The sequence below is a fragment of the Pseudomonadota bacterium genome (assembly GCA_016927275.1).
Classification (GTDB): domain Bacteria; phylum UBA10199; class UBA10199; order 2-02-FULL-44-16; family JAAZCA01; genus JAFGMW01.
In genome coordinates, this window is record JAFGMW010000117.1 from 1 (window position 1) to 15721 (window position 15721).

Consider the following 15721-nt stretch of genomic DNA (forward strand, 5'->3'; position numbering starts at 1 on the left):
TGACCTTCCCCCCGAAAACTAGGCCAGTTGCAGGTTCCGTAAACCGGGCGTATAGCGGCCACAAGGAGGCCCGGGATGAAGCGGAAACGGTTTACGGAGGAGCAGATCATCGGGATTTTGAAAGAGTGGGAGGCAGGGCTGCACATTGGCGAGTTGAGCAGAAAATACGGGGTCAGCGAGAAGAGTCTCTACCTGTGGCGGCGTAAGTTCGGCGGGATGGAGGTGCCGGACGCCAAGCGTTTGAGGGCGCTGGAGGAGGAAAACCGGAGGTTGAAGCGCATCGTGGCGGATCTGACGCTGGACATCACGATGCTCAAGGATGTGCTCTCAAAAAAATGGTAGGGCCCGCAGATCGTAGGCCGGCAGCGGCATATTTGAAAGAGGAGTATGAGATAAGCGATCGGCGGGCCTGCAGGGTTGTAGATTTGAACAGATCGACTGCGCAGTATTCGCCAAGACCGGATGGGGATGGAATAGTTCGTGAGCGGTTGAATGAGCTGGCAGAGAGGCGGCGTCGCTGGGGCAGTCCGCGATTGCACCTATTGATGCAGCGTGAAGGATTGGTGCGGAATCATAAACGGACCGAGAGACTCTATAAGGAGATGGGGTTGAGCTTGCGTTTGAGGAGGCACAAGAAGCGGAGGAGCCATTTGAGAGTGGTTTTGCCGCTTCCCGACAAGGCCAATGCACGCTGGTCGATGGATTTCTTGTTTGATCAATTTGTCGATGGGAGAAGGATAAAATGCATGACCGTCGTGGACGATTTCACGCGGGAGGCGCTAGCTGTCATGCCCAGGAGGAGCATTTCCGGGCGGGAGGTTGCTGAGATATTGGATCAGATAGCCAACACACGAGGGTATCCAGAGATAATCGTTTCCGACAATGGCCCTGAGTTTACGAGCAAGGCGATGGATGCGTGGGCATACAAAAATGGGGTCAACCTCAGCTTTATTGAGCCCGGCAAGCCTACGCAGAATGCCTACATCGAGTCGTTCAACGGGAAGCTCAGGGACGAGTGTTTAAATGAGGAGCTGTTCTTCAACCTGGAGGACGCAAAACAACACATCGAGCTGTGGAGGCAGGACTACAACGAAAACCGCCCACACAGCTCATTGAACAATGAGACGCCAAATGCGTTTGCAAAACGACACCATAATCAGCTATGCGCTTGATGAATTACGGAACTGAAAATTGGCCCAATTAGTGGGGGAAGGTCAGGATCATCCATTCCTTAGCTACTCTACGCTTTAACTGCTTTGTATCCATAGACCCTCCAATACCTTTTTGGAAGCGACCCTAGCCCTTCAATTTCATATTTATGAACTCTACTTCATTCTCTCTATTCTAATACCCATTTTATTCCCTTCATGTGAACATGACATTAAAGATGAAACTAGAATCGTAATGATTGACGTTAACGCGATGATACTCGTTGCCACTACTAGCCATTTAGTCCACTTTAGCGAGTTCCTAGTTAAATCGAGCGATTCTTTAAAACCATTCCACGTCCTCTCATAATCTTTGATTTTCATAAGTTCTGGGAAAAAATTGGGATGCTCTTTTTCGATGATCTTTAGCGCTTCCACACCTTCACTCCACTGGCTTTCATCTTTCACAGTTTCCGCTTTCGATGTAACCCACAACTCATGGACTTTTTCTGCGTCAAGAGAACGTGATGCACCCATGATTTTTCCTGCAAGCGTCCTTGCATCTTGCGATAATTTTTTACGATCTTCCTCCAACATGTCTCGTAAAGCAGCAAGGCCTATGTTCTTTATAAAATCACCCCTATGTTCATCTTTGTTCATATCTCCCCCTTAAAATAAACAGGCATCGCAAATACATTAATCCTTTAATGTTGTCCTTTTCGATACAATAAAATATCTCCGACATTACCTTTTGGCATATGCCCTCCTTCTTTCTTTATGTATGCGCGTATTCGGGGGGAAGGTCATTAACTACCTCGCTGTCCTTCTTCACGCCCCCCCATCCACCTTCCGCGGCACGCTGACGCAAGGATTTTTCATTTCCGACGAGGTGACCGCTGCTGAAGCTGCTTTCGGTCGGTCGAAACTGCCGACCGCTGCGAAAGCAGCTTCAGGTCGGTCACAGATCTATAACAAATGGAAATTGGTGCAAGGGGAAAGGGCAATAGAAAGGCGATTAGAGGCGATGGTGAGGCGATGATGGAGCGATGATAAGGCGATTAACTATCGCCTCATCAAGCCCCAGAGCATCTTGCTGACTTCGGTGAGCCGCGATTTGAGCGAGAGTGCAGCCATCGACGGCATGAGGCCGAAGGAACAGGCGAGATCAAGGCAGGCAGCGACTTCGACGGCTGAGGCGCGGGCGATTTCAAAAAAGCGGTGCCGTTCGGCAGCACTTTTGCGCGCGTTTCCTTCCGCAGTATTCAGGACCACTGAGGCCATGGCGCGGCGAAGCTGATCATATAGATAGCCAAGACCGCGGGGCCACCTGGCACCCTCCTTGCTTAACTCCTCTGCCAACTTAACTGACCTGCGGTAGCACTCCAGTTTTTCGTGCAACATAAAACCTCCTTGGTTCGGTTTTTATTCGTGCCTCCACCCTTTTGAGAGGCACGAAAAAAACCGAACCAAAAAGGAGACAGTCATGAATCACGAAAAACTGGAGTGCTACAGGCAGTTGGTTTCAATGGCAGAGGAAGTTGCAAGGAGGGTGACCAGGTGGCCCAGGGGACATGGCGATCTCGTCGATCAGCTTCGCCGCGCCATGACCTCGGCTGTTCTCAATCTATCGGAAGGAAACGGCAAGCAGAAGCGCGGGCTCGACAGGCGCCGTTTCTTCAGAATCGCGCTCGGTTCCATCACCGAAGTCGCAGCAGCCCTTGATCTTGCTCATGTCTTCGGCCTCATCCAGCCAGATGATTTGGCCTCTCTCAAATCCCGCCTTCGCCTCGCATACGTTCAGATCAGGGCGCTGCCATGAGCCCTGCTCTCTTTTCTCTTCTCTCTGTTGCTCAGTTCTCAGTTCTCTGGCTCTTTTCTCTGTTCTCTGAAGTTAACTGCGATGATTAAGCGATGGAGATGCGATGATAATGCGATGATGAAGCGATTAGAAAGCCAGCTCGCCTTCCATGATTGCGATCACGCTCGCGCCGGAGAGGAATTGGTCGAACAGCTCGTTGCCCGAGGGATTCTCCGGGATCGTGGTCTCGAGGCGCATGGTGATCGCGCCCTGGGAGAGCGGCTTCACGGTCTCGATCACGAGATCGGAGAGCTCAAAATCGACCAAGGCCGGGATCCCCTGCCTCGCGTCGTCGGCGGTCAGCTCGCCGAGCGCGACGCGGATGCGGAAGCCGACGCCCGCCAGATCGAGGCGCGCGCCGTCGAAGGTCCCCTTGGCCTCCGCCCCCTGGGCCCCGCTGACGATCATCGTGGCGGTGACACCGGAGGGGAGCTGCGGGATCTCCTCGCTGCGAAGGTACATGATCGCGTACGGGAAGTCGTCCATGCGGAGGGTCGCCTCGCCGCCCGCGACGGAGAACCTGATCGGCCCGGTGAGCTCGAGCAGCTTCGGCCCGCCGGGGGCCAGGTCCGGGATGTCGAGGGCGAAGCCCCCGGTGTAGCAGGCGACGCCGTTCCCCGGCGTGCATGTCGCGAACGCGCCGCCCGCCTCCTCCTCGCCATTCGGGCCCTTCACGGCGGTGCCGACCAGCTCCACGAAGAATATCCCCTCACCTGGATAGTCGTAAACCGCCTCGATGATCGCGCGCTGGTAGATCGGGCCCTCCTCCTCTTTTCCCACCTCGTCCGGGTGCTTGGGGATCCAGCGCTCCCTCTCGCCGGTCACCCACCCCCCGTAGGCGGCGAGCGACCGATTGAGATCCATGGGGGCATAGGTGATCGTCACCTGCAGCGAACTCCCCGGCGGGATGACCACGTCGGAGGTGCCCACCGCCTGGCCGCCGACCGTCATCCTGTCTATGCGGAAGTGGCCGGCCGAGTTGGAGCCGCGGTCGAAGCCTATGGCGCGCATGCGCTGTTCCCTGTCGCCCGACGAATTGGCGAGCACTATGGTCTTGGTCGTGCTCTCGGTGACCGCGGTCTTTGCAAACACCTCCGTCTGATACACGACGAACGAGCCCCCCTCGGAGCACGCGCAAAATACAATGAGGCTCAGTGCTATGCTGAGGACTCTGCCTATTTGTAATATGTTAGAATGCATAATTTTCGTAACTCGTAACTCGTGACTGGCGTATTCAACCAGTCACCAGTCACTAGTCACCAGTCACTAGTCACCAGTCACGGGTTTTCGTCCAGACGCACAGCGCCATCGCCGTGCGGCATCGGACCCAGGCATTTATCGGCCGGACCGGAGCAAAGTTGCGCGAAAAAAGGGCCCCGGTCCATTTGACCCGAATCAACTTAACTTAATAACTTCAATGGGTTATCTTTGACTATCCAGGAACGTCCTGGCGGCCGCCTGAACTTCGGGGTTGTCGACGAGGTCCACGGGGTATTTGCCGGTGAAGCACGCGTCGCAGAACCACTCGCGGCGTCCCTTCTTGTCGAACCAGTAGAGCCCGTCGTGCGAGAGGTAACCGAGCGAATCCGCGGTGATGAACTCGCGTATCTCCTCGACCGACTGGCTCGCGGCGATCAGCTCCTTGCGAGTGGGGGTGTCGATGCCGTAGAAGCACGGCCACGCGGTGGGGGGACTCGAGATGCGAACGTGCACCTGGCTCGCCCCCGCCCTGCGGATCATCTTCACGATCTTCATGCTGGTGGTCCCGCGCACGATCGAGTCGTCGATCACCACGACCCTCTTCCCCTTGAGGACCTCCTTCACCGAATTGAGCTTGATCCTCACTCCGAAGTGCCGGATCTCGCTCTTGGGCTCTATGAAGGTGCGGCCCACGTAGTGATTGCGTATGAGACCCATCTCAAACGGGATGCCGGACTCCTGGGAATAGCCTATCGCGGCCGGAACTCCGGAGTCGGGCACGGGAACGACGACGTCCGCCTCGACCGGATGCTCCTTCGCGAGCTGCCTGCCAAAGCCCTTGCGGATCGGGTAGACGTCGCGGTCGAAGACGTGGCTGTCGGGCCTGGCGAAATAGATGTACTCGAATATGCAGTGTTGCTTCTTCCTTCCCTCGCCGTTGAGTATGCCCTTGTGGGAGCGCATGCCCCCGTTCTCGAAGAGGACGATCTCGCCCGGCTCTACCTCGCGGAGATAGGTCGCGTCGATGAGGTCCAGCGCGCAGGTCTCGGAGACCGCGATGTACGACTCGCCGAGCTGGCCCAGGGCCAGGGGCCTGAACCCCGAAGGGTCGCGCGCCGCGATCATCGCGTTGTCGGCAAGAAAAACCAGGGAGTAAGCGCCCTGGACCCTGCGCAAGGCGCGCACGATCCTCTCGACGAGCGAGCCCTCCCTCTCGCGGGCGATCAGGTGCATGATCACCTCGCTGTCCATCGTCGACTGGAAGATGGAGCCCATCTTCTCGAGCTCGCCCCTCAAGGCCACCGCGTTGGTGAGGTTCCCGTTGTGCGCGATCGCCATGCTGCCTGTGCCGGTGTTCACCACGAACGGCTGGGCGTTCTCTATGCGGGAGCCGCCTGCGGTGGAGTAGCGGACGTGGCCTATGGCGTTTGCGCCCGCCAGCTCGGCTATGACCTCGCTCGTGAAGCAGTCGGCCACGTGGCCCATGGCCCTGTGCTGGAGGAACCGCCCGCGCGAGGAGGTGACTATGCCCGCGCTCTCCTGGCCGCGGTGCTGCTCCGCGTAGAGAGAGAGATAGGCGATGTTCGACGCCTCGCTATGATTGTGTACGCCGACTATTCCGCACATAAATTCCGTGACTCGTGACTCACCTGCCTGCCGGCAGGCAGGTGACTCGTTACTGGCGGTAAAGCCAGGGTCATTTCATGCCCACGAGATTCTCCAGGGCGGTGGACCAGCGCCTGTGGAGGTCCTGCACATCCACGGAGAGGAGGCCGCGGATCTCGAGCGCCCTCCCCCCGACCCTCCCGATCCTTTTGGCCGGCGCGCCGAGCTCTTTGGCGATCGCAATCACCGACTCGAGCGTTTTCCGATCGCAGGACACGAGGACCGCTGCCGCGCTCTCGCCGAAGAGAAGGATGTCGGGCCGCAGCCCGGATTCGAGCTCCACCTGCGCGCCCAGGACCCCCTCGCGGCCGGTGAGAGAGCACTCGGCAAGGGCGGCCGCGATACCGCCCTCGGAGAGGTCGTGCGCGGAGCGCGCGAGCCCGCGCCTGATGAGGGTGCGCACCGCGTTCTGGACCGCCTTCTCCCTGGCGAAATCTAGCTGCGGCGGCCTGCCGGCCACCATGCCGTGGATCACCTTGAGGTACTCGCTGCCGCCGAGGTCCGGCTCGTGCCAGCCTATGAGCACGATCTCGTCCCCCTCGCCCTTCCACCACGGAGTGCAGTGGGAATCCACATCGTCGATCACGCCGACCATCCCTATCGTGGGCGTGGGGTAGATCCCCTCGCCCTTGGTCTCGTTGTAGAAGCTAACGTTGCCGCCGGTGACCGGAGTGCCGAACTGGCGGCACGCCTCGCCCAGCCCTGCCACCGCCTGCTTGAACTGCCACATGATCTCGGGCCGCTCGGGGTTGCCGAAGTTGAGGCAGTTGGTAACCGCCACAGGCGTCGCGCCCACGCAGGAGACGTTTCGCGCCGACTCGGCGACCGCGAGAGCTGCCCCGGCGTACGGGTCGAGGTAGCAGAAGCGGCTCTGGCAATCGGTGGAGATGGCGATTCCCTTCTTCGTGCCCTTGAGCCTGACGAGCGCCGCGTCGGAGCCGGGCAGGACCACGCTGTTGGTCATGACCATGTGGTCGTACTGCTCCCACACCCACCTCTTGCAGGCGAGGTTGGGCGAGGTCATGAGACGGACGAAGGCCTCGGAGATGTCGGCCGGCTGCGGGACCGCGTCCGCATCGAGCCTCTGCACCTCGCGCTGCCAGCCCGGCTCGCGGTACGGCCTCTCGTAGCAGGGGGCCTGGTGGACGATCGGCGCGACCGGGATCTCGGCCACCCTGCAGCCGCCCTTAAGTATCGTCACCTTCCCGTCGTCGGTCACGCGCCCCACCACCGCACAGTCGAGGTCCCACTTCTCGAAGATCTTTCTGACCTCGTCCTCGCGGCCCCTCTTCGCCACGATGAGCATCCGCTCCTGCGACTCGCTGAGCATGATCTCGTAAGGGGTCATCGCGGTCTCGCGCATCGGGACGCGGTCGAGGTCGAGCTCCATCCCGCTGCCTGCGCGGTCGGCCATCTCGAACGACGAGCAGGTGAGCCCCGCAGCGCCCATGTCCTGGATGCCGACGATCGCGTCGGTGGCCATGAGCTCGAGGCACGCCTCGAGCAGGAGCTTCTCCGTGAACGGGTCGCCCACCTGGACCGTGGGCCTCTTCTCGTGCGAGGCGTCGTCGAACTCGTCCGAGGCCATGGTCGCGCCGTGAATGCCGTCGCGGCCCGTCCTGGAGCCGACGTAGATCACCGGGTTCCCGACCCCCGAGGCCTTTCCGAGGAAGATGCGGCTCGCGTCCATGATGCCGAGCGTGAAGGCGTTGACCAGGATGTTGCCGCTGTAGCACTCGTCGAACGCCACCTCGCCGCCGACGGTGGGGATTCCCATGGTGTTGCCGTAGCCCCCGATGCCCGCGACCACCCCGCGCACGAGATAGGGGGTCCTGGGATCGTCGGCCGCGCCGAAGCGCAGGCTGTTCATGTTCGCGATTGGGCGGGCCCCCATGGTGAATACGTCGCGCAGGATCCCGCCCACGCCCGTGGCCGCGCCCTGGTACGGCTCTATGAACGAGGGGTGGTTGTGGCTCTCGATCTTGAAGGCCACGGCGATCCCCTCGCCGATGTCGATGATGCCGGCGTTCTCGCCGGGCCCCTGCAGGACCCGCGGGCCCTCGGTGGGCAGCGTCCTGAGGTAGACCCTTGAGCTCTTGTAGGAGCAGTGCTCCGACCACATCACGGAGAATATGCCGAGCTCGGTGATGTTGGGCGTACGTCCCAGCACCTCCCTGATCCGGCCGTACTCGTCGCCGCTCAGCCCGTGCTCCGCGACCACCTCCGGGGTGATTTTGTCTGACATCGCTATCTCCTCGCGCTCGCCCATTCGACGATCGACTTGAACACCTTGAGCCCGTCGATGTTTCCGAGAGAGCCCTCGCTGCACCTCTCCGGGTGCGGCATCATCCCGAGCACGTTGCCCGCTTCGTTCACCACCCCCGCCACCGCCTCCATGGAGCCGTTGGGATTGTATTCGTCGGAGAGATCCCCCTCCGCGTCGCAATAGCGGAGGACGATCTGCTGCGACCTGTGCATCTTCGAGACCTCCCTCTTGTCGGCGAAGAAGTTGCCGTCCATGTGGGCGATCGGGATCCTGAGCACCTCGCCCTGCCTGCACGCGCAGGTGAACGGGGTGTCGGTCCTCTCGACCCTGACCCTCACGTCGCGGCAGATGAACTTGAGGTTGTCGTTGCGCATCATCACCCCGGGGAGGAGGCCCGCCTCCTGCAGGATCTGGAAGCCGTTGCATATGCCGATCACGAGCCCGCCCGATGCCGCGAACTCCTTCACCGAGTCCATGATCGGCGAACAGGCGGCCATCGCGCCGGAGCGCAGGTAGTCGCCGTAGGAGAATCCGCCCGGGAGGATGACGCAGTGCGAGCCGGCGAGGCTTCGCTCCTTGTGCCAGAGAAACTCCGCCTCATGGCCCAGGATGTCCCGGACGACGTGGCGGCAGTCGTGGTCGCAGTTGCTGCCCGGAAAGACGATGATCCCGAATTTCATATAAAGTCCGTGACTGGTGACTAGTGACTGGTGACTGGTGTTGATGACGCTCGGACGATTCCGCCGGTCACCAGTCACCAGTTACCAGTCACTGATCAAGATATTTCGTACCTGTAACTCTCTATCACCGTGTTGGCCAGGAGCTTCTCGCAGATCTCCTTGAGCTCCGCCTCGGCCTGCTCTTTGGGCATGTCGGCCAGCGAGACCTCGATGTACTTGCCCACGCGGACGCCGGAGACCGCCTTGTGGCCCATGCTGCCCAGCGTGTGGCGCACCGCCTCGCCCTGGGGGTCGTGCACGCCCTTCTTGAGCGTTACGTAAACTTTTGCCTGCATATCTGACCTCTCGATCCGTAACTCGTGACTGGCGTATTTAACCAGTCACCAGTCACCAGTCACTGTTTTTTAAACACCCTGTCGAATATCGTATCCACGTGCCGCAAATGTTGCTTCACGTCGAAGAGTTTCTTGAGGCCCGGCTCGCCGATCTTCTCCCTGATCGTGCTGTCTTCCATCAGCACTTCGAAGAAGGGCATGCGCTTCTCCCACGAAAGCATGGCTGCCGCCTGCACCGCCTTGTACGCCTCCTCGCGCGTGGCCCCCTCTCGAACCAGGGCGAGAAGGACATCCTGCGAGTTGTAGAGGCCCAGCGACATCTCCATGTTCGACTCCATCCTCTCCGGGTTCACGACGAGTTCCGAGAGGACCCGCGCGAGCCTGGCGAGCATGAAGTCCACGAGGATCGTGGAGTCCGGGGCGATCACGCGCTCGACCGAGGAGTGCGATATGTCGCGCTCGTGCCAGAGCGCCACGTCCTCGAGCGCCGCCATGGCGTTGGCGCGCACCACGCGCGCGAGCCCGGTGAGGTTCTCGCACAGCACCGGGTTCCGCTTGTGCGGCATCGCGGAGGATCCCTTCTGCCCCTTGCCGAACGGCTCTGCCGCCTCGCCGACCTCGGTGCGCTGCAGGTGGCGTATCTCGACCGCCACCTTCTCTATGGATGCGGCTATGCCCGCCAGCGTGCAGAAGTAATGGGCGTGCCGGTCGCGCTGCACGATCTGCGTGGAGACCGGAGCGGGCTTGAGCTCGAACGCCGCGCAGACCTCACTCTCCATCTCAGGGTCGATGTGGGCGAACGTGCCGACCGCGCCCGAGAGCTTGCCGACCGATATCGTATCGACCGCCTCGGCGAGCCTGCGCTCGTGCCTTCCGAACTCGTCGTACCAGACCGCGGCCTTCAGTCCGAAGGTGATCGGCTCCGCGTGTATGCCGTGGGAACGGCCCATCATCACGGTGTTTTTGTGGGCCATCGCGAGCTTTTTGATCTCGGCGCGCAGCTTTTCCATCCCCTTCGCTATGGCGAGGCCCGCGCCCCTGAGCTGGATTGCGAAGGCCGTGTCCAGAAGGTCCGATGAGGTCATGCCCATGTGGATGAAGCGGGAGTCAGGGCCCACCTTCTCGGCGACCGCGGTGAGAAACGCGATCACGTCGTGGTGCACCTCGGCCTCGATCTTGCCGATTCGATCCGTGTCGTACGATGCCAGCGACCTGATCGTCGCCATCGTCTCGGCCGGGATCGCGCCCCGGCGCGCCCACGCCTCGCAGACCGCGAGCTCGACCGCGAGCCACAGGTCAAAGCGCGCGCGATCGCTCCAGAGTGAGGACATCTCGGGCCTGGAATATCTCTCGATCATCCCACACGCTCCTTCGAAAGGACCGATAGCAGGAGGTGCTTACAACCCCCTGATATCATTTGCTTTTTTGCGCTACTTCGGAAGGAGGCGGCAATATAGCCCACGGGACCTCCGTATGCAACTCAAATTGCTGGAATCTTTGAGCTAATCTCTTGAAGAAAAATGGAATTCGAATACAATCCCGCGCTGATGATTTTCAACCCCTCAAAATCGCTCCGCATTGCGGCTGCGCTGGCGTTGGCTCTGGCCCTGATCTCCTTCCCGGCGGCAAAGGCAATGTCGCAGATGCCGGTGGAGCCGCTCTTCGAGGAAGAAATCCCGGAAGAGTCCGGCGCCGAAGATGAACAGATGCCGGACGAAGATGCGGAGGCTCCGGGGTACGGAATGGGGCAACCCGCCGCAAGGCCTTCCGTGCCGGAACTCGAGGATGTGATGCGCGGCTTCGAGCGCAGCGAGGCCGGCGCCGAGGAGAGGCGCTGGTCGGTGAAGATAAACGCCGCGGTCCGCGCCAACTACGTGTTCAACGACTCGGCGGACAGCTTCGTCATCAAATACACCTTCGAAGTCGAGGGAGACGCCAACGCAGACACCGCGGTGATCCGCGGGGACGCGAACATCACCGCCGACGTGGAGGGCAACCTTGCTCGCTGGCCCACCGGCCAGTGCAGCCTGGCGGTGAGCATCCCCAAGGTCCCGTTCGAGATCACCTTCCGCAAGGGCTCCGATGACAAGGGGAGCGTGGCGCTACAGTTCCGCCGCCCGATCATGGAGGACTGGAAAAGCTCATGCTCGTTCACCGACGCGCCGGGCGCGCGCTTCGAGACTTCGGGTCCGCCGGAGAAGTGGCTCGCGGTCGCCATAGAGAAGGCCAGGCCCCCCATCCGCTCCATCGTGACCGACATCGCCGACGAGGAGACTACCACCAGCTTCGTGATAACGAAGCAGGTGATAGACGACGCGCCGCTGGGCAGCGTGGAGGTCGAGGGCACAGGCGTCGTAACGATAACCCCCGGCGGCTGATCGCCGCCGGCTCACCGATGCAGAATTGAAAAGCGGCCCGCGAGGGCCGCTTTCCTGTTTCCGGCACAATCCTCAAACCGGTCATGCGATGTCGATCTTTACCTCCTTGGGCTTCGCCTCCTCCTTCTTGGGGATCTGCATCTCCAGAACCCCGTCCCTCATTGAGGCCTTTATCCTGTCCGACTCCACAGTCGGCGGCAGCGTGAAGGAGCGCGAGAACGCGCCGTAGCTCCGCTCGATCCTGTAATAGTTCTCCTTCTTCGTCTCCTCGCTGAACCTGCGCTCACCCTTGATCGTGAGGACCCCGTCCTCCACGTTTATCTTCACGTCCTCCTTGCGCATGCCGGGGAGCTCCGCGGTGAGCCTCACCGCCTCCTTGTCCTCGCAGATGTCCACTGCAGGGGCCCACGCCGATATCTCGCCCTTCTCCCTGCTTCCGCGGGGGCCGAACCCCCTGAATACCCTGTTGATCTCGTCCTGCAGGTCCCACAGATCGCCCAGCGGCGACCACAGCTGCATCTTCGTCATGTCGATCCCTCCTTTTCCCGCCCGTCCGGGCGGCCTGTGAATTCTCAACAAATTCGATTCCCTGCGATCCGGACCGCCATCGATTCCAGAGGCCATATGGGGCCGCCCGCCCGGGCAGTCAAGGGGGTGCGGGAATTTTCTCTGCGGGCATCGATGCGGCCCGCCATGATTTGAAGATATCAACTCAGGGATGACGCGATCTAGGAGAATTTCTTGAGCAGCTTTTCGGCCAGGCGCCTGCCGAGGTCGCCCGCCCCGTCGATCTTGCCGCTCTCCTTTTCCATGACGAATTTCGCGGCGTCGGCGGTCGCGATGAATCCCACGATCGCAAGGCCCGAGGGGACGACCTCGGCGCTGGCGGCATAGACGGCTCCGTCCTGCCGGTCCATGGCCTTGAGGAACGCGCGCTCGGCCTTCACGGTCACGCCGGAGGCGGGGTGATGGCACGCCCTGGTGACGAGGCCGATGAGCTCGCGGCGGTCGCTCCTCACCTCGACCGCGAGCGCGCCCTGGCCGATCGCGGGCACGAGCCTGTCGGCCGGCAGATGCTCGCATATCACATTATCGATCCCGAGCCTCGCGAGCTCGGCGGAGGACATGATGACCCCGTCCACCACCCCCTCGCCGACCGCGCGCAGATTGGCCTCCGGGTCGCTGATCACGGGCACGATCTCGAATCCCCTCGCCATGCGGATGAGCTGCGGGGCCCTCACCGCGCCCGAGGCGCCGATGCGCGCCCCCGCGCCGAGGGCGGAGAGCTTCTTGGCCTTGCCGGAGACGAACGCATCGCGGGGGTCGAGGCGCTGAGGGACAGCCGCGATCGAGACGTTGGCGGGCAGGACCGCGGCCACATGGCTCATGTCGTGGACCGCGAGGTCGATCTCGCCCCTCTGGAGCGCCTCGTCGAGATCCCTGGTGAACATCTCCCCGCCGCGCTGGCCCGCGAGCCCCACGTCCAGCGAGTCGCCGATCGCGGATATCGGTCTGAGTTCCGCACCGGCGCCGGCCGCCTCGAGGAGCCCGGCCACCGACTTGGCGCAGACGAGGGATGCCTTCGCGGACCTTGTGCCGATCGTTATCTTCATCGGTTCATCTGCCCGCCTCGGCCACTATCCCCTCGAGGAGCCGAACCGCGCGCGGCGAGAGGCGCTGCATGGACTCGAGCACCTCGGCGTGCGACATCTCCCCCTCGTGCAGATCGGCCGCGGGGTTGGCGATGCACGAGAACGAGAGCACCCGCAACCCCAGGAAATTCGAGGCGATCACCTCGGGCACGGTCGACATGCCGATCGCGTCCGCCCCCATCCTGCGGAAGGCCGCTATCTCCGCTTTGGTCTCGTAGCTCGGGCCCATCACGGCCAGATACACCCCTTCCCTCAGCTTCATCCTGATCCGCCTGGCCTCCCTCAGCGCGATATCGCGGAGCGCGGGGTCGTAGGCCCGGTTCATGCTCGTGAACTGGTCATGCCTGCGCTGGACCGCGATCCCAACGAGGGGATTGATCCCCATCATGTTGATGTGGTCGCGGACGATCATGAGGTCGCCCGCCCTGAACTTTCTGTTCACCCCCCCTGCCGCGTTCGTGGTGATGAGGATGCGGGCGCCGAGGTTCGTGAGCACGAAGTACGGGAACACCACCGACTGTGGGGAGTGCCCCTCGTAGCAGTGGAAGCGGCCCGACACCGCGACCATCGGGACCCCCTTCATCCTGCCGAAGACGAGCCTCCCCTCGTGGCCCTCGGCCATGGCCCGGGGGAAGTGGGGAATCTCCGACGACGATATCGAGGAGGTCCCCTCCATGTCCCCGACAAAGGATCCGAGCCCCGCCGAGAGCACGACCACGACCCTGGGGGACATGCTCGCCCTGCCGCGCAGCCAGGCTGCCGCCTCCTCCACCCTGGAAAAATACGATTCCGTATCCATTTTATTTTCCTCTGACTATGGTCGCCCCGGCCGAGGTGCCTATCCTCGTGGCCCCCGCCTCTATCATCGCCAGGGCCTGCTCCCGCGTGCGGATGCCGCCGCTGGCCTTGATGCCTAGCTTGCCCCCCACCGCCTCCCTCATCGTGCGGACGTCCTCAATGCTCGCGCCTCGCGACCCGAATCCGGTGGAGGTCTTCACGAACGAGGCGCCGGCCGCAAGCGCTATGAGGCATGCGCGGACGATCCCCTCCCTGTCGAGGAGGCAGGTCTCGAGGATCACCTTGACCGTCCGGCCTTCGGCGGCCCGCACCACGCCGTCGATGTCGCGCTGGACCATGGCGTCGTCCCCGGCCTTGAAGAGGCCGGCGGCCATCACCATGTCGATCTCGGTGGCGCCATTTGCGAGCGCGTCCTTTGCCTCCGACATCTTGATCACGGTCGTGTTCGCGCCCAGCGGAAAGCCGATCACAGTCGCGACCTCCACCCCGCTCCCCTTGAGGATCCCCGAGGCGAGGGCGACGTAGAGGGGGTTGAGGCACACCGCCTTGAATCGGTATTTGAGGGCCTCGCGGCAGAGCGCCTCCGCCTCGGCAGGGGTCGCCTCGGGCCTGAGAAGGGTATGGTCTATGTATTTGGCGAGATCCACCGAACCCCCGGACCGCCGAACACCAGTCACCTGCCTGCCGGCAGCAGGCGAGTCACGAGTCACGGCTCCTAGGCCTGGAACTGCATGATGCAGTCGCCTATGCGGACCTCGTCCCCGTCGGAGAGCACATGCTCCTCGATGCGCTCGTTGTTCACGTATGTGCCGTTGGAGCTGTTGAGGTCCACGATCACGCACTCCTTGCCCTGCTGCTGGACCTGGGCGTGCTGGCGGCTGACCTTTGCATCGCGGATGGCGATCGTGTTGGACTCGGCCCGGCCGAGCGAGATCGTGCCCTTGATCGGGTATGTCGCCCCCGCGTTGTCGCCGTTTATGATGATGATCCTGCTCATCCCGGTCTCCGCCTTGCCCGCCGCGCCCCTGGCTGTGGTCGAGCCCTCCTCGAACATGGGATTGGTATCCTCGGCCTTGGTTGCGCCGAAGTAGTTGGGGCCCGTATCCTCGATGACGTAGCCCTTCTCGTCGGTCGGGGGCTCCATCTGCTGCGGCGTGGGGGTGAGCCCGGACAGCTCGGCCTCCTGCACGGTCTCCCCTGCCGCGGGACGGTGCTCCTCGGCGAAGAGCCCCGGCTCGTCGGCGAATATCGCCTCGTAGCGGTGGATGTTGGAGTTGACCGCGGAGAGGACTGTCTCGAACTTGCCGATCTTGTCCTGCTCCTCGCGCGCCTGCGACTGGTACTCCTCGTCCGCGAACTCGCCGAGGGTCCTGCGGAACTTTATCTCCTCGAGGTTGTGCTGGTGGACCTTGAGGTCCTCGGCGATCTTGTTGCGCGTCTCGCAGAGGGTCGCCAGCTCGGCGTCCACATCCCCCTTCTTGCTCATCACCACTTCGGTGGCCGCCTTCAGCCTGCCCTCGTAGTCGCCGCGCACCTTCTCGTAGACCGCCTTGGTGACCTGGCTGCGGTGCTCCTCGATCTTGTTCAGCCGCTCCTTGAGGAGCCTCCACTCCTCCTTCGCGTGCGTGGCCTCGTCCAGGAGCGCCTGGTTGATCGGGAATGCCATCGCCTCCTCGGTCGCGACGCCCTGGGTGTCTTCGTTGATATCTGACATGGGAAACCCTCCGGAATTGAAGATGAA

General features: G+C 61.9%; 16 protein-coding genes. 3 read left to right on the forward strand and 13 right to left on the reverse strand.

Annotated features, from left to right (window positions below; translation table 11 throughout):
* The first annotated feature begins 75 nt into the window (after nucleotides 1-75).
* Nucleotides 76-1172 (forward strand): IS3 family transposase gene (locus JXA24_08095; GenBank protein ID MBN1283713.1). Its coding sequence is split into 2 segments (ribosomal slippage): nucleotides 76-328 and nucleotides 328-1172, totalling 1098 coding nucleotides; the frame shifts between segments, so codons are not numbered across the junction.
* Between the two features lie 153 nt (nucleotides 1173-1325).
* Here JXA24_08095 and JXA24_08100 read toward each other — a convergent pair.
* Together JXA24_08100 and JXA24_08105 are read right to left on the reverse strand one after the other, a co-directional pair.
* A complete protein-coding gene (locus JXA24_08100; GenBank protein ID MBN1283714.1) occupies nucleotides 1326-1808 on the reverse strand; it encodes a hypothetical protein in 483 nt (160 codons plus the stop codon).
* A gap of 402 nt (nucleotides 1809-2210) precedes the next feature.
* A complete protein-coding gene (locus JXA24_08105) occupies nucleotides 2211-2549 on the reverse strand; it encodes a four helix bundle protein (GenBank protein MBN1283715.1) in 339 nt (112 codons plus the stop codon).
* A gap of 82 nt (nucleotides 2550-2631) precedes the next feature.
* Between JXA24_08105 and JXA24_08110 the strand changes: the two genes are divergently transcribed.
* A complete protein-coding gene (locus tag JXA24_08110) occupies nucleotides 2632-2967 on the forward strand; it encodes a four helix bundle protein (protein MBN1283716.1) in 336 nt (111 codons plus the stop codon).
* A 126-nt stretch (nucleotides 2968-3093) separates the two neighbouring features.
* On the opposite strand, the gene JXA24_08115 is transcribed toward JXA24_08110, so the two are convergent.
* From JXA24_08115 to JXA24_08140, 6 genes are all read right to left on the reverse strand, one after another.
* Nucleotides 3094-4113, reverse strand: a complete 1020-nt coding sequence (locus tag JXA24_08115; GenBank protein MBN1283717.1) for a hypothetical protein — start codon at nucleotides 4111-4113, stop codon at nucleotides 3094-3096.
* 315 nt (nucleotides 4114-4428) lie between these two features.
* Entirely contained in the window at nucleotides 4429-5832 is a 1404-nt protein-coding gene (locus tag JXA24_08120) for an amidophosphoribosyltransferase (GenBank protein MBN1283718.1), read from the reverse strand.
* 70 nt (nucleotides 5833-5902) lie between these two features.
* Nucleotides 5903-8116, reverse strand: a complete 2214-nt coding sequence (purL, locus tag JXA24_08125) for a phosphoribosylformylglycinamidine synthase subunit PurL (protein ID MBN1283719.1) — start codon at nucleotides 8114-8116, stop codon at nucleotides 5903-5905.
* 2 nt (nucleotides 8117-8118) lie between these two features.
* The gene (gene purQ / locus JXA24_08130) at nucleotides 8119-8817 is read right to left on the reverse strand and encodes a phosphoribosylformylglycinamidine synthase subunit PurQ (GenBank protein ID MBN1283720.1); all 699 of its coding nucleotides are present in this window, start codon (nucleotides 8815-8817) and stop codon (nucleotides 8119-8121) included.
* Between the two features lie 95 nt (nucleotides 8818-8912).
* Entirely contained in the window at nucleotides 8913-9152 is a 240-nt protein-coding gene (purS, locus tag JXA24_08135) for a phosphoribosylformylglycinamidine synthase subunit PurS (GenBank protein MBN1283721.1), read from the reverse strand.
* Nucleotides 9153-9211: 59 nt separating this feature from the next.
* On the reverse strand, nucleotides 9212-10510 hold the full coding sequence (locus JXA24_08140; protein MBN1283722.1) for an adenylosuccinate lyase: 1299 nt from the start codon (nucleotides 10508-10510) through the stop codon (nucleotides 9212-9214).
* A 162-nt stretch (nucleotides 10511-10672) separates the two neighbouring features.
* Here JXA24_08140 and JXA24_08145 point away from each other — a divergent pair, with 162 nt between their 5' ends.
* Nucleotides 10673-11530 (forward strand): hypothetical protein, encoded by an 858-nt coding sequence (locus tag JXA24_08145; GenBank protein MBN1283723.1) that lies wholly within the window; start codon nucleotides 10673-10675, stop codon nucleotides 11528-11530.
* Nucleotides 11531-11611: 81 nt separating this feature from the next.
* On the opposite strand, the gene JXA24_08150 is transcribed toward JXA24_08145, so the two are convergent.
* The 5 genes from JXA24_08150 to JXA24_08170 form a co-directional block, all read right to left on the reverse strand.
* Nucleotides 11612-12058 (reverse strand): Hsp20/alpha crystallin family protein, encoded by a 447-nt coding sequence (locus JXA24_08150; GenBank protein MBN1283724.1) that lies wholly within the window; start codon nucleotides 12056-12058, stop codon nucleotides 11612-11614.
* Nucleotides 12059-12258: 200 nt separating this feature from the next.
* Nucleotides 12259-13143 carry a hydroxymethylbilane synthase gene (hemC, locus tag JXA24_08155; GenBank protein ID MBN1283725.1) on the reverse strand — a complete coding sequence of 295 codons (885 nt, stop codon included), beginning with the start codon at nucleotides 13141-13143 and terminating at the stop codon, nucleotides 12259-12261.
* Nucleotides 13144-13147: 4 nt separating this feature from the next.
* Entirely contained in the window at nucleotides 13148-13981 is an 834-nt protein-coding gene (locus JXA24_08160; protein ID MBN1283726.1) for a purine-nucleoside phosphorylase, read from the reverse strand.
* Between the two features lies 1 nt (nucleotide 13982).
* Nucleotides 13983-14627: a deoxyribose-phosphate aldolase gene (deoC, locus tag JXA24_08165; GenBank protein MBN1283727.1), complete on the reverse strand. Its 645-nt coding sequence runs from the start codon at nucleotides 14625-14627 to the stop codon at nucleotides 13983-13985.
* Between the two features lie 68 nt (nucleotides 14628-14695).
* Nucleotides 14696-15694 (reverse strand): FHA domain-containing protein, encoded by a 999-nt coding sequence (locus JXA24_08170; GenBank protein MBN1283728.1) that lies wholly within the window; start codon nucleotides 15692-15694, stop codon nucleotides 14696-14698.
* Nucleotides 15695-15721: the final 27 nt, after the last annotated feature.

What these genes read in the sequence shown, in the direction of transcription:
- JXA24_08150 (MBN1283724.1), bottom strand. Translation starts at nt 12,058, where the DNA reads ATGACGAAGATGCAGCTGTGGTCGCCGCTGGGCGATCTGTGGGACCTG.
- JXA24_08105 (MBN1283715.1), bottom strand. Translation starts at nt 2,549, where the DNA reads ATGTTGCACGAAAAACTGGAGTGCTACCGCAGGTCAGTTAAGTTGGCA.
- JXA24_08120 (MBN1283718.1), bottom strand. Translation starts at nt 5,832, where the DNA reads ATGTGCGGAATAGTCGGCGTACACAATCATAGCGAGGCGTCGAACATC.
- purL (MBN1283719.1), bottom strand. Translation starts at nt 8,116, where the DNA reads ATGTCAGACAAAATCACCCCGGAGGTGGTCGCGGAGCACGGGCTGAGC.
- purQ (MBN1283720.1), bottom strand. Translation starts at nt 8,817, where the DNA reads ATGAAATTCGGGATCATCGTCTTTCCGGGCAGCAACTGCGACCACGAC.
- JXA24_08100 (MBN1283714.1), bottom strand. Translation starts at nt 1,808, where the DNA reads ATGAACAAAGATGAACATAGGGGTGATTTTATAAAGAACATAGGCCTT.
- JXA24_08145 (MBN1283723.1), top strand. Translation starts at nt 10,673, where the DNA reads ATGGAATTCGAATACAATCCCGCGCTGATGATTTTCAACCCCTCAAAA.
- JXA24_08140 (MBN1283722.1), bottom strand. Translation starts at nt 10,510, where the DNA reads ATGATCGAGAGATATTCCAGGCCCGAGATGTCCTCACTCTGGAGCGAT.
- JXA24_08110 (MBN1283716.1), top strand. Translation starts at nt 2,632, where the DNA reads ATGAATCACGAAAAACTGGAGTGCTACAGGCAGTTGGTTTCAATGGCA.
- purS (MBN1283721.1), bottom strand. Translation starts at nt 9,152, where the DNA reads ATGCAGGCAAAAGTTTACGTAACGCTCAAGAAGGGCGTGCACGACCCC.
- JXA24_08170 (MBN1283728.1), bottom strand. Translation starts at nt 15,694, where the DNA reads ATGTCAGATATCAACGAAGACACCCAGGGCGTCGCGACCGAGGAGGCG.
- hemC (MBN1283725.1), bottom strand. Translation starts at nt 13,143, where the DNA reads ATGAAGATAACGATCGGCACAAGGTCCGCGAAGGCATCCCTCGTCTGC.
- JXA24_08160 (MBN1283726.1), bottom strand. Translation starts at nt 13,981, where the DNA reads ATGGATACGGAATCGTATTTTTCCAGGGTGGAGGAGGCGGCAGCCTGG.